Annotated in this window: 17 protein-coding genes; 7 read left to right on the forward strand and 10 right to left on the reverse strand. The window is 38.6% G+C overall.

From position 1 onward, the window contains the following. Positions 1–88: 88 nt before the first annotated feature. Positions 89–2674, reverse strand: coding sequence for a DNA mismatch repair protein MutS (mutS, locus tag H5087_RS00360; RefSeq protein WP_182670796.1), 2586 nt, complete (start codon positions 2672–2674; stop codon positions 89–91). A gap of 21 nt (positions 2675–2695) precedes the next feature. Between mutS and H5087_RS00365 the strand changes: the two genes are divergently transcribed. Together H5087_RS00365 and recA are read left to right on the forward strand one after the other, a co-directional pair. After that, positions 2696–3184, forward strand: a complete 489-nt coding sequence (locus H5087_RS00365) for a CinA family protein (protein WP_165743869.1) — start codon at positions 2696–2698, stop codon at positions 3182–3184. Positions 3185–3251: 67 nt separating this feature from the next. Next, positions 3252–4295, forward strand: a complete 1044-nt coding sequence (gene recA / locus H5087_RS00370; protein ID WP_002958952.1) for a recombinase RecA — start codon at positions 3252–3254, stop codon at positions 4293–4295. Between the two features lie 189 nt (positions 4296–4484). Here recA and H5087_RS00375 read toward each other — a convergent pair whose 3' ends face one another. Both H5087_RS00375 and H5087_RS00380 read right to left on the reverse strand, forming a co-directional pair. Beyond that, positions 4485–6608, reverse strand: coding sequence for a TonB-dependent siderophore receptor (locus H5087_RS00375; RefSeq protein WP_182670797.1), 2124 nt, complete (start codon positions 6606–6608; stop codon positions 4485–4487). Positions 6609–6827: 219 nt separating this feature from the next. After that, complete coding sequence (locus H5087_RS00380; protein ID WP_024600614.1) at positions 6828–7994, reverse strand: DcaP family trimeric outer membrane transporter; 1167 nt, start codon at positions 7992–7994, stop codon at positions 6828–6830. A gap of 442 nt (positions 7995–8436) precedes the next feature. Between H5087_RS00380 and acs the strand changes: the two genes are divergently transcribed. Together acs and H5087_RS00390 are read left to right on the forward strand one after the other, a co-directional pair. Continuing rightward, positions 8437–10377, forward strand: a complete 1941-nt coding sequence (acs, locus tag H5087_RS00385) for an acetate--CoA ligase (RefSeq protein ID WP_182670798.1) — start codon at positions 8437–8439, stop codon at positions 10375–10377. Positions 10378–10481: 104 nt separating this feature from the next. Next, the gene (locus H5087_RS00390) at positions 10482–11132 is read left to right on the forward strand and encodes a response regulator transcription factor (protein ID WP_002958948.1); all 651 of its coding nucleotides are present in this window, start codon (positions 10482–10484) and stop codon (positions 11130–11132) included. Between the two features lie 100 nt (positions 11133–11232). Here the strand turns inward: H5087_RS00390 and purU are convergent, their stop codons facing one another. Both purU and H5087_RS00400 read right to left on the reverse strand, forming a co-directional pair. Beyond that, the gene (purU, locus tag H5087_RS00395; RefSeq protein ID WP_024597310.1) at positions 11233–12063 is read right to left on the reverse strand and encodes a formyltetrahydrofolate deformylase; all 831 of its coding nucleotides are present in this window, start codon (positions 12061–12063) and stop codon (positions 11233–11235) included. 205 nt (positions 12064–12268) lie between these two features. Next, positions 12269–14155, reverse strand: coding sequence for a hypothetical protein (locus H5087_RS00400; RefSeq protein ID WP_182670799.1), 1887 nt, complete (start codon positions 14153–14155; stop codon positions 12269–12271). A 313-nt stretch (positions 14156–14468) separates the two neighbouring features. On the opposite strand from H5087_RS00400, the gene H5087_RS00405 reads away from it, so the two are divergent. The 3 genes from H5087_RS00405 (at position 14469) to H5087_RS00415 (ending at position 17995) form a co-directional block, all read left to right on the forward strand. Continuing rightward, positions 14469–15446, forward strand: a complete 978-nt coding sequence (locus H5087_RS00405; protein WP_002958945.1) for a DNA topoisomerase IB — start codon at positions 14469–14471, stop codon at positions 15444–15446. A 210-nt stretch (positions 15447–15656) separates the two neighbouring features. Continuing rightward, a complete protein-coding gene (locus H5087_RS00410; protein ID WP_182670800.1) occupies positions 15657–16982 on the forward strand; it encodes a murein L,D-transpeptidase in 1326 nt (441 codons plus the stop codon). Between the two features lie 11 nt (positions 16983–16993). Next, positions 16994–17995 (forward strand): D-Ala-D-Ala carboxypeptidase family metallohydrolase, encoded by a 1002-nt coding sequence (locus tag H5087_RS00415; protein ID WP_182670801.1) that lies wholly within the window; start codon positions 16994–16996, stop codon positions 17993–17995. 275 nt (positions 17996–18270) lie between these two features. Here the strand turns inward: H5087_RS00415 and pelG are convergent, their stop codons facing one another. Genes pelG through H5087_RS00440 form a run of 5 tightly spaced genes read right to left on the reverse strand, consistent with a single transcriptional unit; the run spans position 18271 to position 23923 of the window. Then, complete coding sequence (gene pelG, locus H5087_RS00420) at positions 18271–19635, reverse strand: exopolysaccharide Pel transporter PelG (protein ID WP_182670802.1); 1365 nt, start codon at positions 19633–19635, stop codon at positions 18271–18273. Then, positions 19623–21140, reverse strand: a complete 1518-nt coding sequence (gene pelF / locus H5087_RS00425; protein ID WP_182670803.1) for a GT4 family glycosyltransferase PelF — start codon at positions 21138–21140, stop codon at positions 19623–19625. The genes pelG and pelF overlap by 13 nt, the downstream gene beginning before the upstream one ends. Beyond that, positions 21133–22116, reverse strand: a complete 984-nt coding sequence (locus tag H5087_RS00430; protein ID WP_033020714.1) for a HEAT repeat domain-containing protein — start codon at positions 22114–22116, stop codon at positions 21133–21135. The genes pelF and H5087_RS00430 overlap by 8 nt, the downstream gene beginning before the upstream one ends. Beyond that, positions 22113–23411, reverse strand: coding sequence for a PelD GGDEF domain-containing protein (locus H5087_RS00435; protein ID WP_182670804.1), 1299 nt, complete (start codon positions 23409–23411; stop codon positions 22113–22115). The genes H5087_RS00430 and H5087_RS00435 overlap by 4 nt, the downstream gene beginning before the upstream one ends. Then, positions 23408–23923 carry a hypothetical protein gene (locus tag H5087_RS00440; RefSeq protein ID WP_002958938.1) on the reverse strand — a complete coding sequence of 172 codons (516 nt, stop codon included), beginning with the start codon at positions 23921–23923 and terminating at the stop codon, positions 23408–23410. The genes H5087_RS00435 and H5087_RS00440 overlap by 4 nt, the downstream gene beginning before the upstream one ends. Positions 23924–23932 lie beyond the last annotated feature (9 nt).

Here is a 23932-nt window from a genome sequence, read left to right on the forward strand (position 1 = left end):
GTTAAATAGTATAAGAGACTATGTGTGTTAAAAAGCCGAAGAATTTATTCTTCGGCTTTTTTTATGCTTGTAAATTAGGTGATATAAATTACAACAATGCTTTTAGTTTATATAACAAATCGTGCGCTTGGCGTGGCGATAAATTATCAGGGTCGATTGCGCTTAACTGCTCTTCAACTTCTGAAGGTGTACTTTGTGCAATTTCGTTATTAAAAGTAAAGGCTTGTTGCTCTGTATTTGGTGCAGTAACGCTTTGATGATTTTCAAGCAACTTAAGTTTTTGCTTTGCTTGTGCAATCACAGCTTTTGGCACACCTGCAAGAGCGGCTACTTGTAAACCAAAGCTTTTGCTTGCTGCACCGTCGAGAACTGTATGCATAAATGCAATCGTGTCGTTATGCTCTATTGCATCAAGGTGCACGTTTACAAGGCCCGTAGTTTGCTCAGCAAGTTCTGTTAATTCAAAGTAGTGCGTAGCAAACAATGTTTTAGCAGATATTTTTGATGCTAAATGATCGGCTGTTGCATACGCAAGAGAGAGTCCATCGTAAGTACTTGTACCGCGACCAATCTCATCCATTAATACTAAAGACTGCGCAGTTGCATTATTTAAAATCGTTGCTGTTTCGGTCATTTCTACCATGAAGGTTGAACGCCCTGATGCTAAATCATCGCTTGCACCAATACGTGTAAATATGCGGTCGATATTACCAATTTTAGCGCTGTCAGCGGGTACATAACTGCCAATGTGAGCCATTAAAACAATAAGTGCCGTTTGGCGCATATAGGTTGATTTACCGCCCATGTTTGGACCGGTAATAATTAGCATTTTACGTTGGCTGTTTAATTCAACAGGGTTAGCAATAAACGGTTCTTTCATTACTTGTTCAACAACAGGGTGACGACCTTGCTTAATGCTTATATTGTCGTTATCGCACAATTCTGGTTTTGCATAATTGAGTGCGAATGCACGCTCAGCTAAATTGTTTAAAACGTCTAAATCAGCCAATGCTGCTGCCATCATTTGCAACTGCTCAATATGTGGAGCAATAAATCTAAACAGCTCCTCGTATAGTTGTTTTTCAAGCGCGAGAGCTTTTGATTGGCTACCGAGCACTTTATCCTCGTGCTCTTTAAGCTCAGGAATAATATAGCGTTCGTTATTTTTAAGTGTTTGACGACGAATGTAGTCGGCTGGCACTAAGTGCGCATTAGCTCTACTTACTTCAATAAAAAAGCCATGTACGCGGTTATAACCAATTTTAAGCGTACTAATGCCTGTACGTTCGCGTTCACGCAGTTCTAATTGCTCAAGGACATCAGTGGCACCTTTACTTAAGTTACGCCACTCATCAAGCTCACTATTGTAACCAGGAGCAATAACGCCACCGTCACGAATAAGTACCGGTGGGTTTTCTATCACAGCTCGTTCTAATAACGCTTGTAAATCAGGGAGTTCAGGCGAGTGCTTGATGATACCTGCTATACGAGGATCGTTAGCGTCAGCTAACAAAGTATGCAGTGGTGCAAGTGCTTGTAGCGCACTGCGCAAGCGAGTTAAATCACGCGGGCGTGCAGTACATAAAGCTAGGCGTGCAATAACACGCTCTACATCACCAATCTCTTTTAATGATTCGTGTAATTCACCGCAAAGCTGCGCATCTAAAATAGCGCTAATTGCATTTAAACGTGAATTTAGCTCGTCTTTATTACGAATTGGTGTATGAATACGGCGCTTAAGTAAGCGAGAACCCATTGGCGTTGCTGTTTTATCAAGTACTTGAGCAAGTGTATTTTCAAACCCGCCCGATAAATTAACAGTTAATTCTAAATTTTTACGGGTAGCGGCATCTAAAATAACAGCGTGTTCGTTGCGCTCAAGCGTAATTGCACGAATATGTGGCAGTGCAATACGTTGTGTATCTTTTACGTATTGCATTAGGCAACCTGCAGCAACAAGCGCGCTATGGGCTTTATCAACACCAAAGCCAACTAAATCTTTAGTACCAAACTGATCGCATAATAAGTGTTGAGCCGTATCTAAGTCGAATTCCCACTCTGGGCGACGGCGAGCACCTTTTATATGTTCAATTAAATGAACGTTTTCAAAGCTTTCGCTATACAGAAGTTCGGCTGGTGATAGGCGCTGAATAGTTGAGCTAAAGGCTTCGTCGGTATTTACTTCGACAATATTAAAACGACCAGAGTTAATGTCTAAATAAGCAATCCCGTATAAGCCTTTTTTATTTTGCCAAACGCTGGTAAGGAGATTGTCTTGTCGTTCTTGTAAAAGCGCTTCATCAGAAATTGTACCGGGTGTAACTATACGCACTACTTTACGATCAACAGGGCCTTTACTGGTTGCAGGGTCTCCCACTTGTTCGCAGATAGCGACTGACTCACCCATTTGGACTAGACGTGCTAAGTAGTTTTCTACCGCATGGTAGGGTACGCCCGCCATAGGGATAGGATCACCGCCAGCTTTACCACGATGAGTTTGCGAAATATCGAGTAATTGAGCGGCGCGTTTAGCGTCATCAAAAAAAAGTTCGTAAAAATCGCCCATACGATAAAACAATAAAATATCGCGATGCTCTGATTTTATTTTTAGATACTGCTGCATCATAGGGGTTTGTTGTTTTATAGTGTGTGGTGCATAAAGATCAAACGACATGTATTTACCCAAAGGCTGAATATGGAATTACATCAAGAGATTAAAACACTTGCTGCGCAATTAGGCGCTATTTTAACGGATAAATGCTTATGGATCACTACTGCTGAGTCATGTACTGGTGGCGGAGTGAGTTATGCGCTTACCGATACACCTGGAAGTTCAGCTTATATCGACCGTGCATTTGTCACTTATAGTAACCAAGCAAAGCAAGATTTGCTCAATGTTAGTGCTAGTACATTAAATCAATACGGTGCTGTGAGCGAGCAAACAGTCCATGAAATGGCAGTAGGTGCTATTAAAGCAACAAATGCTAATATATCCATAGCTGTATCGGGCATTGCAGGGCCTGGTGGGGCAACAGAAGGTAAACCTGTTGGACTTGTATGGTTTGGCATGCAAATTAATGACAAAGTACTGACCTTTAAACAAATATTTACTGGTGATAGGGCTCAAGTAAGACTGCAAGCTATTGTATTTGCATTAAAAAGTGTAATAGATGAGATAAAATGAAAAAATTAGCTTGATACTGTGATTTCATACAGTATACTTGTTCGCATTAGCTGGATTGGAGAACAAAATGAACGATAACAAACAAAAAGCGTTAGACGCAGCACTATCACAAATTGAACGTCAATTTGGTAAAGGCTCAATTATGAAATTGGGTGACAACAAAGCGTTAAACATTGAATCTGTATCTACAGGTTCACTAGGTATTGATATTGCCTTAGGCATAGGTGGCTTACCTATGGGACGTATTGTTGAAGTGTATGGTCCTGAGTCATCTGGTAAAACAACGCTTACTTTACAAGTTATCGCAGAAGCTCAAAAAGAAGGTAAAACATGTGCCTTTATTGATGCTGAGCATGCTCTAGATCCTGTATATGCACAAAAACTAGGTGTAAATATTGATGACCTTTTTGTATCTCAACCTGATACAGGTGAGCAAGCACTAGAAATTTGTGACATGTTAGTACGTTCAAGCGCAGTAGACGTTGTTATTATTGACTCGGTTGCTGCACTTACACCAAAAGCTGAGATTGAAGGCGACATGGGCGACTCGCACATGGGCTTGCAAGCACGTTTAATGTCACAAGCATTACGTAAGCTTACTGGTAATATTAAACGCTCTAACACGTTATGTATTTTCATTAACCAAATCCGTATGAAAATTGGTGTTATGTTTGGTAACCCAGAAACAACAACGGGTGGTAATGCACTTAAGTTTTACGCATCGGTACGTATTGATATTCGTCGTATTGGTTCGGTGAAAGAAGGTGATGAAGTTGTTGGTAACGAAACCCGCGTTAAAATTGTTAAAAACAAAGTAGCGCCGCCATTTAAACAAGCTGAATTTATCATCATGTATGGCGAAGGTATTTCTAAGCAAGGCGAGTTAATTGATTTAGGTGTTAAGCATAAAATTGTTGAAAAAGCAGGTGCTTGGTACAGTTATAGTGGCAACAAGGTTGGCCAAGGTAAATCTAACTCAATTAAGTTTTTGAAAGAAAACCCAGAAATTGCAGATGAGATCGAAGGTAAGTTACGCGAAATGCTTTTACTAAAAGCAACTATTGAACCTGAAGACGGTGAAGATAAGTTAGGCGACGATCCAGACCTTTAAACTGCACCCAAATGAGTTTTTAAGCTTGATTTGACCCGAGCTTTGAAAAGCGCTAATCAGTAATGATTAGCGCTTTTTTGTTATTAAAAACTTACATCAGGTTAGATAAAATAAAAACGACACATTAAAAATGTGTCGTTTTTTAATTCAATAGAAAAAAATCTAGAGTCTTTAATTAATCAAATATATTTATAATTGCCAGTTTACAGATAGGGCGTAGTTACGAGGTGCACCGTAGTAACCTTGTGCCCAGTACAGGCTGTGCAAATATTTTTCACCGGTGGTGTTATTTACATTGAAAGTGACTCCTACGTTATCTGTAATTTCGTAAGTGGCCATTAAATCAAGTAACCCGTATGCATCTTGGTGAGTAGTGACGCTTGCAATACCATTTGTATCTTCGACTTGGACTCGGCTAGTTGAATCCTGCCAGCGATAGTTTGCACCAAATGATAAACCATCAACTAAAGGTACTTGGTAGGTTGCGGCCAGCTTAAGTTGATTTTCAGGTGTGTAATCTTTAACTAAATCATCACCATCAATAGTTAGGTTACTAAAACTTACACTTGCGCTTAAATCATCTGTTATTCGACCACTTAGTTCAACTTCAAAGCCGTTGCTGTTAATACCATCTGCTGCATAATAACGCGTATCACTAGGTAATGAGTCGGGTAAAGCTATGGCAAGCCCTTCCTGCTTTGCATCGAAGTAAGCAAAAGTTACGAAAATTTGGTCATCAAGTAACTGTGCTTTTATACCAACTTCACTACTTTTACCTATTACGGGAGCTAATTGGTTGGCATTAATATCAAGCTCTTTTTGCGGTACAAATGTTTCTGTGTAGCTTGCATAAGCTGATAGAGACTCGTTAAAGTCGTACACCGTGCCAATATAAGGAATAACTTCAGAGTCGCTTCTTGTTTGTTCAACACCGTAAGCACTCCCTTTTGTTTTCCAGTCGGTATAACGCACACCAGCGAGCACACTTAAAGGCTCACTTAATTTAATGCGAGTAGATATGTAAGCTGATTTTTGCTCGTTAGTAATATCACTACCATCTAAGCCATCAGCAAGTGTTGCCTCTGGTACTACACCATCCCACGTTTTAAGTGATGGCATATCTGGAAAACCATTGCCTGTAGTGTAATCGTAAAGAGACTGCTCGTTGTAATCCATTTTAGCTTGGCTAACACCAAATGATAGGTCGTGCTCTTGGCCAAATAAATTAAACTTACCACTGGCATATAAATCAAATAAGTCATGCTTATCTTCGTAATCATAACGGCTAGCATAACCTGTTAAACCAAGTTCAGTATCTTTATCAGGGGTGCCGTATACGTAGAACAACTCTGAGTCTTGTTCGTTTTCGATGTGAGCATAACGTGCTCTAGCTACCCATGTTGCCGATAAGTTTTGTTCAAGTGTTACATATACTTGCTCAGCACTGTTATCCCAGTAAGACCAGTCAGCAGCGGTGCTGGTTGATTCGTCGTAATCGGTTGGTGTTCCGTCTGTATAATAAAGAGGTAGTGCACCCCACAGCGGGCTATCTGCGTCTTTTTGTTGGTTAACGTAGTTAACGCTTAATAATGTGTTGTCTGTTAATTTGCCTTCGTAGGCTAAGTAAACAATGGTTTTATCTGTTTCGTAGCGATCTAAATATGAGTCAGCTTTTTGCTTTGTAAATACAGCGCGTACAGCGTGGTCTTCATTTATTGGTGTAGATACATCTAAATCTAAACGTTTTTTATTCCATGAGCCATACGATGCTGATGCATTTGCCTGTGTTGTATAAGTTGGCTTTTTTAAAACCATGTTAACAGTTGCAGAAGGATTACCAGCGCCAGTCATTAAACCATTAGCACCGCGAACTATCTCTACACGGTCATAAATTGATGTATCAAGACTACCTTGAATAGAGCCTGAGCTTTGTGGGATCCCTAAGCCATCAACTTGAAAGTTCGTAATTTCAAAACCACGGGCCTTAAAGTAAGTACGATCTGTTTCTATTTGCTCTACTGTTACGCCTGGCGTGCTTTCAAGTACTGAGTTTATGTCGTCTAGTGAAAAGTCGTCCATTAGTGCGCGTGAAACTACCGAGATTGATTGTGGTGTTTCTTTAATTGTTAAACCTAGTTTGGTAGCCGATTGCGCTTCTTCAGTAATGTAGTTTTTATGATGCTGACCATATACCGCAATTTTTTCGAGAGGTTCAGATTTTACATTTGCCTCATCAGCAAGTGCATAACCAGATAAAATTAAAGAAGTAGCAAAGCTTAGTTTAGATAAACGCAAAACTTGAGGGGACGACATAAGTTTTTCCAGTTAGTTCAAAAGAAGTGCGTAACTTAATCTAAATGATATCGATTTGCAATTGTATTTAGTGTTTTTATCAATAATAATTCTATTTTTTTGGATTTTAGCGCCACATATAAAGATTTTAGGTACGAATTGATGAATTATATAGAACTCAATCTCGCTTATAAAAAAAGCGGCCTAGGCCGCTTTTTAAAGTAGTTAGCTTTTTAGCTATTAAAAAGAGTATTTAACAGAAAACTGTAAGCGGTCTAAATCGCCATCAACGCCGCTTTCAGTTTCACGCTCAGCATGCTTTAGCTCAGCACCAAAAGTTAGACGTTTAACCGGTGAGTATAGAATGTTAGCGCTATAGCTTTGGCTTGATTCAGTCGGATCACCAGAAATAGCTAATAAATCAGTGTTGTTATCAGCACTGAAGAATGAATATAAGAACGTTGAACGCCATTGGCTTGTCCACTTGTGCTGGTAAGCAACAAAACCAGAAGTCGAATCAATTGCATCTAGTTCATCGCCATTAAGTACTGCACCGTGAGCAACGTTTAAGCCTACGTAACGGCCTAAGCCTTTACCTTGAGTAAGCATAAATTTAAGGTTGTCTTCACCAAGGTTTATTTTACCCGATGCACTAATACCAAAAGAAGTTTCATCTGCATCAACACTGCCTACTTTATAAGTAAGTTGGCGAGCAAGCGCTGCAACCACAATGTTACCCCAATCGGCTTTGTGTGTGTAACGAGCTGTAAAGTCAGGCAATGATGCATCATCAGTTACTACCATACCGCTAGTAGTAGAAATTGTACTTTCCGGGTTTTCTAATGAAAACGACCATGCGCCAGTGGTGTATTTAATTTGCGATTGACGCACAAACACAGTGCCCTCAGCAGGGCCTACAAAATCAAGCGTTTCAGCAAGCGCCCCCACGTTTTGGAAGTTAGACCATGTTTGACCAAATAACCAACCATCGTAAGTCACAAAGGCATGGCGAATACGCGGGGCGTAAGAATTTGAAACTCGCTCATTACCGCCAGCAGCCGAGGCCAAAAAGTCAATTTCAATTTTAGTATTAACGGTTTTACCGTTATCCATAACAGTGGCTGTGCCAAAATTAAAACGTGACTCACGAGCATGCATATCAAATACAGCATCTGAGCTGTTATCATCGCCAACTGTTAACGTACTTGGTACGTAAAAGTCACGACCTACGTTTGAGCCTGCAGGCGCACCCGCTGAATAATCACTCCACATAGAGTCGAGTTTAATGTATCCACCGTAAGTAAATTCCGTATCACCAATTTTTGCGGCAGTCGCTGCATAAGCAGTGCTTGATAGTGCACATAATACAGCGCTTGCTGCTAATGTTTTTAATGGGGTAAATTTCATTGTGGTGTCCTTTGTAGGCTACTTGTTGTTTGTTGCTTTTTTTTTCATGTAAGGTTGTATTACTTGCTACTAGTATTACATACGAATAAAAAAGGGTGTTAGTTTGGCTTCTCAATACACATGTTGTTTTCATTCGTTAAATAAAGCTTTAGCAAGTAATACCGCAAATATCTTTATTAAAGTGCACAAACACTTTTGAATATGTGCAATATTTACTCAATTACCTATTGGTCTATAAGACTAAGGTTTTAGAGTTGATTAGTTTGCATTTACTTACATTTAACGCGTTGTATTATTTATGTAAAAAAATTGAAAGCAGGTGGATTATAAACTACAAATGAGTAAATTGGAGTAGAGTACAACTAAGGTCTAATACTTAATAAAGTACTGCTGAGTAATCCTTGATAAAAGCTTAAGGCAAGTAATTTAAATGGAGACGAAGATGTCACAAAGTATCTATCCAGTTCCTGCGCATATTAAAGATGCGACTCTCATTGATAAAAATAAATATAATACGCTTTATAAGCAATCTATTGATGACCCTGAAAGTTTTTGGCGTGAGCATGGCAAACGCCTCGATTGGTCTACTCCTTACACTAAAGTTAAAAACACCTCTTTTGATAAAGGCCACATCAGTATTAAATGGTATGAAGATGGCTATTTAAATGCGTCTTACAACTGTATTGACCGCCACTTAAAAACGAAAGCAGAAAAAATTGCGCTTATTTGGGAAGGTGATGATCCTTCTCAAAGTGAGAACATTACTTATCAAAAACTTCATGACGAAGTGGCTAAATTTGCCAATGGTTTAAAAAAACTGGGTGTACAAAAAGGTGACCGCGTAGCTATTTATATGCCAATGACCCCACAAGCGGTGTATGCAATGCAAGCTTGTGCACGTATCGGTGCTATTCATTCTGTTGTATTTGGTGGTTTTTCACCATCGGCTATTGCTGATCGTATTAGAGATTCTGGCGCTAAGGTTGTTATAACTTCTGATGAGGGACGCAGAGCAGGAAATTGTGTTCCATTAAAAGCAAATGTAGATGAAGCGGTAGCGCAAGAAACTGTAACCACAATTGAACACGTTATTGTGCACCAATTAACAGGCGGTGAAGTTGATTGGAATGACCATGATATTTGGTGGCACGAGCTAGTTGCTGACTTACCAGCACAGTGTGAGCCAGAGCCAATGAATGCTGAAGATCCTTTGTTTATATTGTATACATCAGGTTCTACTGGTCAGCCTAAAGGTGTTGTACATACTACAGGTGGCTACTTAGTTTACTCATCAATGACACATGAATACGTATTTGATTTAAAAGAAGATGATGTGTATTGGTGTAGTGCCGATGTAGGTTGGATCACAGGCCACAGTTACATTGCGTACGGGCCATTAGTAAACGGTTGTACTCAGGTTTTATTTGAAGGTGTACCCACTTATCCAACTGTAGGGCGTATGGGCGAAGTAGTTGATAAACACGGTGTTACTATTTTATATACCGCCCCTACAGCAATTAGAGCACTAATGGCTAAAGGTGATGAGCCTACAGCTTCGTCACATCGCGATAGTTTACGTATTTTAGGTTCAGTAGGTGAGCCAATAAATCCAGAAGCGTGGACATGGTATTACGAGAGTATTGGTAAATCTAATTGCCCGATTGTTGATACATGGTGGCAAACAGAAACCGGTGGCATTATGATCACACCACTTCCGGGCGCTACTGATACAAAACCAGGTTCTGCAACACATCCATTTTTTGGTATTGCCCCTGCATTATTTGATGCTGAAGGTAATACACTCGAAGGTGCCGTAGATGGTAATTTAGTTATTTTAGATAGTTGGCCATCGCAAGCTCGAACTGTTTATGGCGACCATGAACGTTTTGAACAAACTTATTTTAGCGCCTACCCAGGAGTTTACTTTACAGGCGATGGTTGTCGTCGTGATGAAGATGGTTATTACTGGATCACCGGTCGTGTGGACGATGTACTTAATGTGTCTGGGCACCGCCTTGGTACTGCCGAAATTGAAAGTGCGTTAGTTGCGCATGAAGCGGTAGCAGAAGCTGCTGTTGTAGGTTACCCGCATGATATTAAAGGCCAAGGTATTTATGTTTACATTACGCCTAACGAAGGTATAACAGTAAGCGATGAATTAACTAAAGAGGTACGTAATTGGGTTCGTAAAGAGCTCAGCCCAATCGCATCTCCAGATATGATTCAATGGTCACCGGGTTTGCCAAAAACACGTTCAGGCAAGATTATGCGTCGTATTTTACGTAAAATCGCTGCAAATGAGCACCAACAACTCGGTGATACGTCAACGCTTGCAGACCCTTCAGTTGTCGATGAACTAATCGAGAACAGATTAAATCGTTAAATGTGCGTTAAAAACTTGATTACAAGTTGATTCTAAACGTAGTATATCGGCTGTCAGTAAAGGTTTTAAACCTAACTGGCAGCCGAATTTATTAGGAGTGAACCATGAGTCAGTTTTTAATAGCGGACGATCATCCGTTATTTCGTGAAGCACTAAAGGGCGCACTGAGCGCAAAATTTGAGGGTTTAGAGGTTTTTGAATCTTCCGATTTTGACAGCACATTGCAAGTGTTAAGCGAGCAAGAGGATCTTGATATATTACTGCTAGACCTTCACATGCCAGGTAATGGTGATTTATATGGTCTTATTCGTATTCGAGAAGAATACCCAAGCTTACCTATTGCCGTTGTTTCGGGTAGTGAAGATGTGAATATCGTTTCTAAAGTAATGGGTTACGGTGCTATGGGTTTTATTCCTAAATCATCATCGTCTGATGATATTGCCAGTGCAATTAACCAAATACTTGAAGGCGATACATGGCTACCAAAAGAGTTAAAAAACAAAGTAGCTGAAATTGAAGGTGAAGATAGAGAAATAGCAGCGCAAGTTGCCTCATTAACGCCTCAACAATACCGAGTGCTGCAATATCTGCACGAAGGTTTACTTAATAAGCAAATTGCTTATGAACTACACATATCAGAAGCGACAGTAAAAGCACACATTACAGCCATATTTAGAAAACTCGGTGTGTACAATCGTACCCAAGCCGTTTTAATTGCCGCTAAATTAAAGCTCGAACCAATAGAGCAGGCATAATTTACATTTAAAAAGTTATTAGCTTATTTATGAGCAAAAAAATGCCAGCAACAATGCTGGCATTTTTTATATGTAGAATAATTAAGCAGTTGGATTAATGCTAAGAAAATACCACGGTTTTATTACCATTAATAAATAGCTTATGCTCTGAGGCAAGTTGAAGTGCTTTACAAAACACAGTCTTTTCAACATCTTTGCCCATTTTAGCCATCATTTCGGCGGTATTAGCATGTGTAACGCTGGTTACATCTTGCAAAATAATAGGCCCTTCATCAAGCTCATTATTAACAAAGTGAGCGGTAGCACCAATAATTTTTACGCCGCGCTCAAATGCTTGATGATAAGGTTTAGCACCTATAAATGCAGGCAAAAATGAGTGATGAATATTAATTATTTTACCTTCAAATCGACCCACAAATTCAGGACTTAAAATACGCATGTATTTAGCAAGGCCAATAATGTCAGGATTGTAACTGGCAATTAAATCGCCTACCTTTTTATCATGCTCGCTACGGGTTAATCCTTCGTGCGATACAACATGAAATGGCACACCAAACCCTTTAGCTAGCGGCTCTAAATCAGCATAGTTAGCAATTACAGCGAGTACTTCAATATTAAGAGTTTGTTCAAATTGCTTTAACAGCATACCACCTAAACAATGAGCTTCTTTAGTTGCCAATAAAACTACTTTAGTTTTTGCGCCGCAATGTAGCGCAAGTTTAGCGCCTTGTGGCAACAGTGCGCGTAGTTGATCTAAAAAGTCACTTTGTGGCTCGCCTGTAAGCTCTGTACGCATAAAAAATCGCTGCGCGTCTTTATCTACAAATTCGTTGTTACGCGTAATGTTTAAATTATTTTTATGGCAAAGCCCTGTAATTTTAGCTATTAAGCCTACATCATCAGCACATTGGGTGGTTAGTATATAGCTCATTGTCCTCATTCTTACCCTGTAATTAATCCTTTCATTATTTGTGTTTTGGCACATAAAGCAAGGGCTTTGTGAACTAATCCAATATTAATCATGTTGTTGAATGCAAAAGAGGTAATAAAGTTAAAAAGTATTGAATAGAGGTTAAAAAAATGCCACCTAAGTTAACAAGGTGGCATTAATAAAAATTATCTAGGTTTGAGGTTAATTAACCCTTGGGCTCGGGAGATAAGTTTTCTTCTTGTCTTAAATACCCAGCAGCTTCCTCGTCGTCTTTTGCTATCGCTTGCTGAGTAGGTATAGCGCGCGTTTGTTGGTTTAGTTGATGTATTTGTGACGCATTACCTAAATCACGTTCACTGGTGATTGAGGCGATAGATTCGCGGTCTTTTAAGAATGCAATAACGTCTTTTTTGATTGCTTGTAATTGTCCTTCGTCTTTATGCATTTCCATAATGTGGCGAGGATGTTCAAGGTTTTTCATACCTGTTGCAGCAAACGTAGTAGAGATAACACGAGAAACAATAATCCAAGGCGTTATGCTACTGCGTACTAAAGTATTTTCTGAGCGGGTGCTATCGTGAATACCAGTACCTGTTGATATTTTAGACTCAGTAAAAGTGCCTTCACATTTAAAGTACACAAGCAGTGACTCAAATTGCATTTCTGCAAAAAATAGATGCGCTGTGTTTGCAAGTAATTGCGCAAATGCTTTAATAAGTATGCCTATTAGCAATAAGTGAAAGCTTGTCATTAATAGCTCACTAAATTGAATAACATGTTGGTTATTAAATGCCTGTTTAAAACTATTAATATTTGCCGCATCAATGTAATGGTAAATATTAATAAACGAATACGCTAAAAATACAGTAAATGCTAACGCTACAATATAAAGTAAGTTACCGCTCACCAAAGCAAGTAATCTCGCGAGTGTAAAGTTTTTACCTAAGTCCATTGAGTGCAGTTTAGGCTGAATCTCTTGAATCATTTCACCTTTAAAACCGCCTTTACCTTCTATTTGTTCTTGAAGCTTAGGGTCTAATTCTCTGTAAACTCTGTTAGGTACTTCTTTATAACGACGATTAGCCATTACTAGGTTATCGAGGTTTATGAAAATCTCGTCTGGATGAACAGACTCTTGCCAATTCTCACGTAGTTCAGAAACCTCAGCAGTAGGCGTTACCGAATTTAAACGCGCTTTAATCATGATAAAAGCAAGCACACAGCTTAGAGTTGCTAATATAATAATTGCAATTAAGTACATTCCAGCATGTAGGCTAGGTAATTGCTCAAGCCAGCTATCTATTTGCGCTTTACTAATGCGTTGCTCTTTCATTAACCACGACATAGAAAGGCCAATAACAATAGGTAAAATAAATGATAAAGAAATAATTTTAGCAAGTGCGCCAGTACCTAAAGCTTCGATGTTTTTTTCTGCATTACGTGAAATAGGTTTGCCTGAAGAGCGCCAAGAAAAAAGCACATAAAACATTAATATTGCACTATAAACCGGAAATGCTAATTCGCCGGCTTCGCCAGTAAAGCCTGATAAAGACACGAATGCTACAAGTGCATAAGCTATAAGAGCAACAAGTGTGCTGACCCATGAGCCAAATAAGCGCTGAGCAACATTACGAATAGGATAAGGTAAAAATAAAAGCTTAGGGATTAAGCTGTGTAACAAGCGAGATAAAAAGCCATTAGGCTCTTTAAACGTACTGTTTTTACGACCAACCAGCATTTCTTCAAGAGAATTAGCTGTATAGGCCACTTCCTTTTTTTCCTCTTGGGCGGTCGATGTTTCCGATTTACTAAAGTTATAAGCTAAAGATGTAGGGTGGTTTCTGCCAACAAAATACTTGAGGGTTGCGTATATACCCGATGATAATGAGCGAATGCCAAGCGCTAATATAAACATGCCAAATATCATTAAAATCCAACCTGCGGTTGTATCTTCTTTCACAGAGCCCGCAGCAATAACAAGTAAACTAATACCAGCTATAGACTCAATGAGTCCTCTTAATGCTGTTACTTTACCTTCCAGTTTGAAGGGGTTTTTTAGTCCAAGATCAATCGATCCATAATCAAAAGCCATTGAATTCTCCATTTAAACAGCACCCCAATTGCGGGGGACAAAGTGTAATTAATCTGAACTTAGGATAATAAATCTATCTCAAGTAGCTTTTTTTTAGCGCTAAGTGCATTGAGTTTAATCGTAATAGACTTGTTGCTGGCGCGTAAGTTCGACCTACTTTTACGAAAACCTAAATAGAATTATTAATATATATTAAGTATTTATAATTGTTGTTGGTTTTTTATTATATATCAATAGTCTTGTTCAGTTTAAGGTTATTTTAAAGTGATACATTTTAAAGCTCGATGCATGCTTAAATATAACTGGAGGGTTAATGAAGCTAATTTATGTAGACGATAATTTACCAGGGATCACTCGTAAACTTAAACATAAAAGTTGGCTTTACTTTGATCCAATCGGTAAGCAAATAAAAGAGCAAAATGTGATTGATCGTTTGAATGGATTGGCATTTCCGCCTGCCTATAAAAACGCCTGGTTTTGCCCAGAAGAAAACGGACATATTTTAGCGACAGGATTTGATAGTAAGGGGCGAAAGCAATACCGCTACCACCCCGAATTTAGGGCGCAACAAGAAGCAAAAAAATACCAAGCATGTGGAGTATTTGGTAATAAACTCCCTTTGTTAAGAGCGCGCTTAGAAACAGACTTACAAGGCGATGAGCTTAATATTGAGCGCACTTTAGCGGCAGTTGTAAGACTTATGGATTTAGGAGCATTGAGGGTAGGTAACGAGCGTAACGTAAAGCAAAATAAAAGTTTTGGCGCTACAACACTACGCACACGCCATGCAAAACTCACGGGTAAAAATATCCAGCTAAAGTACCGTGCTAAATCAGGCAAGGAGCGTGAAGTAAACATAACCGACAGGGTGCTTAGCCATGTTATAAAAGACTTACAAGATTTACCCGGGCAGCATTTATTTCAGTATATAAATGAAGGTGAGCGCACAAATGTAACATCAAGTGAAATAAATCAATACATTCAGCAAATAATGGGCGAGGAGTTTAGTGCAAAACACTTTAGAACTTGGCGAGCAAGCGTTATTGCATTCAAACAATTAGCTAAAGCTAAAGGGGCGCTTAGCTTAAAAAGCATGCTTGATAGCGTATCTGAGCAACTTGGTAATACTCCCGCTATAGCACGCAAATCTTATGTGCATCCCGATTTAATTACCCTGTGTAAAGAAGATGAAGATACTCAAACTGCGTGGAGAGAGTCCCTCTCATTACCACGAAAAACAAAGTACTTGAGTCGTTATGAACGTGGTTTTTTAGCTTTTTTAAAAGATTAATTGCCATAGCAACTTTACACACTTGAGCATATTAATTACATATTCTCTAGTTTAATTTATTAACGTTTAGAATAAGGGTTTTTAAAAAGTCATTAAATTTCAATTGTTTATTTTAAAACTTTAATTTGGCATTACCGTTGCACCTCCAAAGTACTACTTAGTGGTAAGTACAAAAGCATTTATCAACGATATTTAGCGAGGAGGTACACAGTGAAGGGGTCATTTTCAAATCAAGCGCTTACTAAAGCAAAGGGTTTTACATTAAAAACTGCATTGTTTATTGGCATGAGCGGCTTATGCTCAGCACCCACTTTTGCTGCCAATGAGCTTGAGAGTGTGGTACTCGCTAACTCTTCACTAACTACTTACAATTCACAAAAGTACATGCAAGCTGATGACACCTACTACTTTGACCAATATTCAGCGCAGCTAATTGAGCGTACAGAAAAAGCCATTAATTGGTATCAAGAAATAGTTAACAACGGTGGTTTTACATACTTATATAACGACGAATTGCTTGAACTGGGCAGTAATAATAAGCAGGTGAGCTTACTTGCACAGCGTTTATATCAAGAGCGTGACTTAAAAAGTAATGTATGCGACGAAGCTATATGCACGTTTGATAAAGATATAGAGCAAGCTGTTAAGCAATTTCAAAGCCGTCATGGTTTAAAAGTTGATGGACGAGTGGGCAAGCGTACTTTTGCATCGCTTAATGTGCCCGCACAGCAAAAACTCGATAAATTAAAACTTAACTTTTATAGAATAACTAACTTTGCAGGCGCAAGTGATGAGCAGTATGTGTATGTAAATATTCCTGAATACAGCTTACGATTTGTAAAATCTGGCGATGTAAAATTAAAAAATAACGTAATTGTAGGTAAACCAAGTTGGGAAACACCTGCATTTAGCGACGAAATAGAAAAGTTTGTAGTTAATCCTGAATGGCGTATACCCACCTCAATTGCCACCAAAGAAATTGCTCCAAAGGTAGCCGAGGATCCTGACTATCTTGTAAAAAATAATATTGAAATTAGAAAAAACAGCTACCTAGACTCACAAATTGTTAATCCAAGCAATATTGATTGGGATTCTATTAAGCCGTACCAATTTGATCACTTTTTAGTAAAACGTGCTGGTGAAGAAAACCCCCTAGGGGAAGTTAAGTATTTATTCCCCAATGCCGAAGCAATTTATGTTCACGATACGCCAGCAAAGCACCGCTTTAGCCAAGCAAACCGAGCCTTATCGCATGGCTGTATAAGAATAGAAAAGCCTTTTTCGTTAGCGCGTGAAATTATTAAGTACGAAGGAGAAGCGCAAACACTCAATAATATGGACAGCGCACTTGCTCAAAACAGTACTCAGACGTTTTATTTAGATGAGCCTCTTCCTATTCATTTAGTTTATTGGACTGCATGGGTTGACGAAAATAAGCTGGTTAACTTTAGAGATGACATATATAAACGCGATAAAAAAGCACTATTAAAAACTGATGAACAGTCGGTGATTGCCGCTTTGTCAAAAAATAAATAATGAGAGGGTTTATGCAATTTATTCATTATATTTCTATCGCCATATTTACAATTATATTTAGCAATAGTGTATTTGCTGCCGCGCCTACAAAGCCTGCGCATCAGGTAGTTGATATAAAAAACAAAGCCAACTTTGAAGATGCAGAATTTAGCCTAAAAATTAACGATATAGTTATGCCATATTCGGTGTTTTCAGTATTTGTAATGCCCAAAGAGCAAGTTGAGTTTGAAGTGCTTTTTGCGCAATCAAAAAATGCTTACACGCTAATTAACACTCAGGGGAAATCTAAGCTTACAGACACCAACCGTTGGCAATGGCAAGCACCCAAAGAGCCCGGTTTAACAACGGTAATTATTGAGTCGCCCGATAAAAAACAGCGTATGAAAATCAACGTATTTGTAAAAGTACCGGCAGACAATGTTGAAGGAGGAAAGCTCAAGTATTACCACATTGGGCACTATCCTAAACCTTCACAGATTAAAGACGCTTCACACTACATAGTGCCCGATGGCTTTGTTAAGGTAACGCCTGAAAATGAAAACGTAAAAATATCACCTCACTTTTCACTAAAAGAATTTGTTAGTAAGCAGCGAAGTAAGTACCCAAAGTATTTATTTTTACAAAATAAGTTGTTACTTAAACTAGAAAAAATACGCAAAGAACTGATTTTAGAAGGTATACCGGTTAGTAATATGGTGATTATGAGCGGTTATAGAACTCCGTACTACAACAAATCAATTGGCAATGTAAAACTTAGCCGACATGTATTTGGTGATGCTGCCGATATTTTTATAGATAACGATGGCAACTACCGTATGGATGATATTAATAATGACGGTAAGCATTCAATTGGTGACGCTAAAGCGATGGCCGATATAGTGGAGTCGTTAGCTAGACGTGAATCATTTAAAGGTTTACTAGGTGGTTTAGGTATTTATGGGCCTAAGTCGCACAGAGGCGCATTTATACATGTTGATACGCGTGGTTTTAAAGCGCGTTGGGTGAGTGAGTAATGGCAACGGCTACCTCATTTAGCATAAAGCTAAACTAGCTAAGTCTAATTGTACAAGAGATTAGCTAAGCCAAGGTAGGGGAGCTTGGTTTTTATAAGCCCTTTGTTTTATAAACATTTTATCCATTTACTGAGCTAGTCTTTTTTGCTTTAAACTGAGGCGCTTATATGAGCTATAAACATGGTGTGTATCAGCCGCTTTCCAATAATTAATTATTTTAATTTTGTATGAAAAGCTTTAAATATAAAGGCTGCATAAGCAGCCTTTATATTATGTTATTGCAGCATAAACGTTTCGTATTCTAAATTTTCAAATTGTTTAGAAAGCCAAAATAACCCAACAACAGAGGTAACAATAGTTGAGAGAGCAAAGCCGTAACCATAAAATTGCGGCCCAAAAGCGATCGATAGCAAAGTTAAAACAACGTTTATTACCAAAAATAGCCCCGCTAAAAATAGGACGGTTGAGCGTTTATCTAAATAAAACAAAATATTTAAAATAGACAAAAATATAACTTGTACACCTACACCAACTACATCAATAAATAAAAGCGTTTTATAGTTTGGATCAATACCAATAAAGGTAAGTATTTGCTCGCCCCATAATAATAAGCAGGCAACGGTAATACCTTGAATTTTAAATATATCGTATAAACCGGCACGTGCAGTTTGGATCATATTGTCTTTTAAATAGTAAATCTCTTCTAACGATGAACCCTCTCGAATAGCTGTGTAAAAACGGTCGTATTCTTCTACAAAGTCGGTTTCCATTTTTACTAAAAATACTGCCATACCGGGAATAATAGACAAATAGGCTAAAAATATAGGTAAGTCGTAAATTGGGCTGGCTCGTAACGTGCCAATAATCTGAATTGATGTGCTTGGCGAATACCAAAAAATGATTTTATCAGCCCATACACCAATGTTATAAAACAGACCACAAAAGAATAGGCTGTAATACACTTTTTTATTGCTTAAAAAGTCAAAGCTTATAAGTTTTTCACCTGGGTAGCGGCGAATAATCATAAACAAAAAGCTAAAAAAGAGCAGAGCTTCGCCTGCAAAAAACGCAAAAAATAAGCCGTCTAACTGCCAATCTCTTAATAAATATGCAAGCAATACCATAAAGGCGTAACCACTTAGCATAGTTATTAAAATTAACCGGTATTCTTTCATACCTGATAGAAAAATAGCGCCAAGCCACTGATTACATAAGCTTACAAAGGCACCTAAAATTATAATCTTAGTAACAACAGGTATAGGGAGCATAGGCCATACAGCCAAGCCTACCAATAGCGCGGCTATTGTTGTTATAAGTTGCGCACCAAGTAAATTAGGCAGTACCTTTGCCTCTTCTTTTTGAAAAAATAAATCGGCAATAAATCGAGTTAGTAATAACTGCAAACCACCCGTTAAAATAAGTGAGGCGGCCATCATGTAGGTAACAAGCGTTAAAAATTGAATAATAAGTACTTTAGGTAATACAATTCCTAAACTTAAAATACCAATAAGCATTAACGCTACAATAGAGAGCAACCAAGGCCCTGAGCCTATTAAACCTGCGTAGCCGTATGCTTCAAAAACTGAGAGCAGGGTATTTTTTTTGAGAATTTTTCGTATCTCAAAACCTATTCCGGCCATGCCATTGTATCCTTATAAAGTTTATCGTAACGGGCAAACATGTGGCTCTCGTCATAAAATTTTTGTACGCGGTCTAAACCACTTTTTTGATACTCAAGCCAAGCTTGCTCATTTGTTAGCATATTTGATATTTGTTGTGCTGTTTCGCTAGGAGAAGCAATTGAGACAACTTCACCTGCTTTACCTAATGCTTTATCTTCATCGGTTCCGCCTTCGATTATTTCGCGGCACGAGCCAACATCACTAGCCAGTACAGGCACACCGGCCGCCATTGCTTCTAAAAGTACTAAAGGCTGCGCTTCGGAAATCGAGGTTAAAGCAACAATTCCGAGCTTAGGCAAAATTTTGGTAATATCTTGCATACCTAAAAACTTAACACTGTTTTGTAAATCAAGGCTGCCTACAAGTAGTTCACACTCTTTGTAATATTGCGGATCTTCTTCATAAGGGCCGATGATCCAGCCTTCGACCTCTGGTAATATCGATTGCGCTTCTTTAATCGCACGTGTAAAGGTTTTAATATCTTTTATAGGCACTACACGTCCAATTAACCCAACAACCGGCGGTATCTGTTTTGGACGCTGATCAAGCGCTTCAATAAAGCGTACTGATTTAATGCCATTAGGTACAACAAATGCTTTTTCAGGCGCTGCGCCATCTTTTATTTGGCGCTGTCTGTTACCGTCGTATAGCGAAATGATCTTATCTGCTTCTTGGTATGTTGTTCGGCCTATTTGCTCAAAAAAGCTGATCCACATTCGGCGAATAAAGCCCATCTCGGTATTTAAGTTTTTACCTAGGCTTTGTTCAGACTCTTTGATCCAACTGGCTTGAATAAGATCTATTTTTCTCTCTTTGGTGTAAATACCATGTTCGGTCAACAAAAAGGGAGTATCGCTTATAACACTGGCACCAGATCCTAAAATACCAGCATACCCGGTAGATATTGAGTGAATAAGTTTAACTTTTGGAAGTCCACGTGCAATTTCGGCTATTTTAAATAGCGGTTTATATAAATTGCGATATGACCAAAAAAAGTCAATAAAAGAGGATTCATCACAAAAAGTTGAATAATAATTAGTGAGTACTTGCCATGACGATTCACTATATAAAAAGTCAGCTTCGTTAATACCGTCTTTTTTAGCTAAAGTTTCAAATGCAAACTTTAATAATTCAGTCGGGATTGGCTCGTTACAATCTCTAAAATATTTTTGTAGTTGCTGCCAAAAATCAAAGAGTTCTTTTTTATATTTAACCCCGTGCTTAGCTTTTATTTCAGAGGTATCATTTTGTACTAAGTAATGAACATGCAGCTTGGTAACGTTTTCAGGCAAGGTATATTGAATCTCGCCATAATGCTCTGGCGCTCCACCTATAAAAACAAGCTCAAAGTTATAATGAGGTAACCCTTCAATTATTTGATGGACCCAGCTAGATACGCCACCACGCACATAAGGGTAAGTACCTTCTAAAAGCAGTAAAATGTCTGCATTTTTGTTACTCATGCCAATACTCCTGTAAATGACGTAATTCACTGCCCTTAGGTTGTTCTGGGAGTTCTTTTAAGTAGCGTTTACAGTCGTCAAACTTGTTCATACAAAAGGCAACTTCGGCTTTATAAGGGAGAACATGACGCCTTGCCATGCCCGACTCAGTTGCTTTGAGTAGGTACTCATGGGCTATTTCGTATTTGTTTAAGGCTAAAGATATACGCCCTAAAAATATAAAGGTTGCAGGTGTTTTTACGTGCTCAATACTTTGCTGTGCAAGTGCTTCGGCTTTTTCTAAAACGTATTTACGAAGCGCACCTTGTGCTAAACCTAAGTAGCTAAGTTCCCAATAAAGTTCGGCTAGTTGTTTTTGTAAATTACTTAACTTTGGCTGCTTAGTCGTAATGGCTATTTCTTGCTGGTACAAACTGATTTTTTCGTTGAGTTTGGTTTCTTTACCATCAAGGGTTGAGTAGGCGAGTAGGCGAATATCATCTTCTAAATCTTTAAGTGCTAGCTTTAAAATAGGAATAGCTTGTGAGTCACTCATGTGACGAGCCGCCATTACGGCACTTAGACGTTTATTTGGTTCACTAGCATGCTTCAAAATTGCTTTAAGTCCGCCCATAGAATAGGTCGGGTTTGCTGATATTGCTCTGGCTTCAAAAGGAAGCTCAGGTATTTTATGCTCTTCAATTTCTATGTCATCGTTTTTGAGTGGTTTACACAGAGCAAACGTAAGCGCTACTACAACGCCTATAATTCCAAGTACAGGCAATGTAAACAACAATAAAAACATGAGTAGTAAAGAGCTATAAGGAGTCGTTTTGTATTTTTTAGGTATCAGGAAATAGCTAACAAAAGCAAAAAGAATGCTAGCAATAGCATGCAATAGTATAGCTAAAAACCAATCAGGTGTTTCCAGTACTTCTATTAGTGCAAAGTACTGACAAATACACCCTAAAATAGCCGCTACAATAATTATAATCATGAAAGTGAAACCAATCTCTTTATGTCATCTGAGCTTATTGGTAGTGCAAGTTGTTGCTCAATAACAATATCAAGCTCAGCTAAAGTGCTACCAGTGCGCTCTTTACACCAAGTGTTCATTCGGGCAATAAAGCCTGCTTTTTCAAGTTCATCAGCTAATGGCATTAATAACAGTAATATCTGATTTTTATCATCATATAAATAAATGTCTAAACCACGACGGGCTTCACTTAAATAACTCATAAGTTGAGTCGATTTATCAGTAATATTGTTGGCTTTTATTTTTAGTAGCTGCGATGGAATGTTGTATCGTTTTGCTTCTTTATTTGCGCGCTTAACTTGGCGAATAAAGTATGGAGACTCTTCATACGTCATTACTGGGTTTGTTATTTCATGACGAAGTAAATCGCCTATATGCCCAGCCATTACAGCAAGTAATGTTAGAGTTGTATTTTTAAGCGCAAAAAATTGTATTCTTTCAACCAAAATAGCGCCGTAAATAGTATTGTTTACGTCGATAAGTGGGATTGCCATATGGTATTTACTTATACCCGATGATGCTTTTTCGTCTTTTACCGATACTAATTCTTTTTCTTCGATCATTGCTAATATAAGAGGATCGTTTTTAGCTATTGGACTCATTTTACCTATAGAGGCAAGTGGTGGCTCTAAAACACTGTCGTTTTCAACTTTATATAACCCCGCTCTTTCTAGCGAACCGTACTCAACAAACAAGTCGATTATTTTTTGCGCTGCGCTATCAAGTCTTCTTTCTTTTAATAGCCCGATAGAGGTTCTTACTGCTTGTAGCGATTCACGTAAACTTAACGTATGGCCAGCTAGCATTTGCTCAATTCTATCGTGAGATGAATTAATTAAATGATACTGACGAGTAAATGTTTCAAGACGATCAGTTACGTACTCAAGCTGAATACTTTGCTGCTGATTAGTACGCTCCCACACATCTCTAAATTCGCCAGTGATCATAATTACAATGATGTAGCCAATCATAGCGTTAATATTGAAGTCGCTTTGCGGTGATAAAATATTTGCTTGAAGTAAAAAAAGTTGGCCAACAAGCAAACATAAAATACTAATAAAGCCTTTTGAAAAGCCATAGCGTAAAGAAACCAAAAGTGGGCCAAGTACAGGCCACGAAAACCCTCCCTCAGTCCAAAATGGGTCCTGTGCGTTAAATAATACAGGCAGCCCTAAAGCAAGCGCGGTAAATATAAATACCTCAGCCCATATTTGTAGCTCAGGAACGTCTCTTGGTCTAAGGAAATGTGTTTTCACTCACTAACCTCTATATAAGAAATTAAATCGGCAATCACATCTTGTGCTGTTGCTGCAATGCTATCGCGGCCCCAGCCACTTTTAGCAATAGTACCTGTCCAAACTGGTGTGGTTTGTCCATTTACAGTGAGTGATAATGTAAGTGCAACAACAGGTTCGCCATCAAGCCCTGCTTTATAACGCCACTCTTCAATGCTGCCTGTTAGTACATAGTCAGCTTGTTGAGTGCTTAACCATTGCATAGCATTGTCTAAACGGTATTGATCATCCAGCGGTGGAAGCTCTTTGCTGTTTACGCGAGGTGCACGTATTAGAGTTGGTAATTTATTTTGTTGCCAAATGCTGGCTAAAATATCTTCAGCACGCTCACCGGCAAGCGGTGTTTGAGCATGATTAACAAGCGGCATTAGTGCCACTGTTTTTGAAGGGCTAAGCTCTATATCATCAGCAACTCTGCTGGTGGTACATGCTGATAATAGTAATACCAAACACGGTATAATTAAACGAAACATACTCTCTCC

Origin of the sequence: Pseudoalteromonas sp. SR43-7, from assembly GCF_014163785.1 — a bacterium.
Classification (GTDB): domain Bacteria; phylum Pseudomonadota; class Gammaproteobacteria; order Enterobacterales; family Alteromonadaceae; genus Pseudoalteromonas; species Pseudoalteromonas distincta.

Bases quoted from the DNA above. Each gene is read 5' to 3' on its own strand.
- mutS (WP_182670796.1), bottom strand. From the start codon at position 2,674: ATGTCGTTTGATCTTTATGCACCACACACTATAAAACAACAAACCCCT.
- H5087_RS00365 (WP_165743869.1), top strand. From the start codon at position 2,696: ATGGAATTACATCAAGAGATTAAAACACTTGCTGCGCAATTAGGCGCT.
- recA (WP_002958952.1), top strand. From the start codon at position 3,252: ATGAACGATAACAAACAAAAAGCGTTAGACGCAGCACTATCACAAATT.
- H5087_RS00375 (WP_182670797.1), bottom strand. From the start codon at position 6,608: ATGTCGTCCCCTCAAGTTTTGCGTTTATCTAAACTAAGCTTTGCTACT.
- H5087_RS00380 (WP_024600614.1), bottom strand. From the start codon at position 7,994: ATGAAATTTACCCCATTAAAAACATTAGCAGCAAGCGCTGTATTATGT.
- acs (WP_182670798.1), top strand. From the start codon at position 8,437: ATGTCACAAAGTATCTATCCAGTTCCTGCGCATATTAAAGATGCGACT.
- H5087_RS00390 (WP_002958948.1), top strand. From the start codon at position 10,482: ATGAGTCAGTTTTTAATAGCGGACGATCATCCGTTATTTCGTGAAGCA.
- purU (WP_024597310.1), bottom strand. From the start codon at position 12,063: ATGAGCTATATACTAACCACCCAATGTGCTGATGATGTAGGCTTAATA.
- H5087_RS00400 (WP_182670799.1), bottom strand. From the start codon at position 14,155: ATGGCTTTTGATTATGGATCGATTGATCTTGGACTAAAAAACCCCTTC.
- H5087_RS00405 (WP_002958945.1), top strand. From the start codon at position 14,469: ATGAAGCTAATTTATGTAGACGATAATTTACCAGGGATCACTCGTAAA.
- H5087_RS00415 (WP_182670801.1), top strand. From the start codon at position 16,994: ATGCAATTTATTCATTATATTTCTATCGCCATATTTACAATTATATTT.
- pelG (WP_182670802.1), bottom strand. From the start codon at position 19,635: ATGGCCGGAATAGGTTTTGAGATACGAAAAATTCTCAAAAAAAATACC.
- pelF (WP_182670803.1), bottom strand. From the start codon at position 21,140: ATGAGTAACAAAAATGCAGACATTTTACTGCTTTTAGAAGGTACTTAC.
- H5087_RS00430 (WP_033020714.1), bottom strand. From the start codon at position 22,116: ATGATTATAATTATTGTAGCGGCTATTTTAGGGTGTATTTGTCAGTAC.
- H5087_RS00440 (WP_002958938.1), bottom strand. From the start codon at position 23,923: ATGTTTCGTTTAATTATACCGTGTTTGGTATTACTATTATCAGCATGT.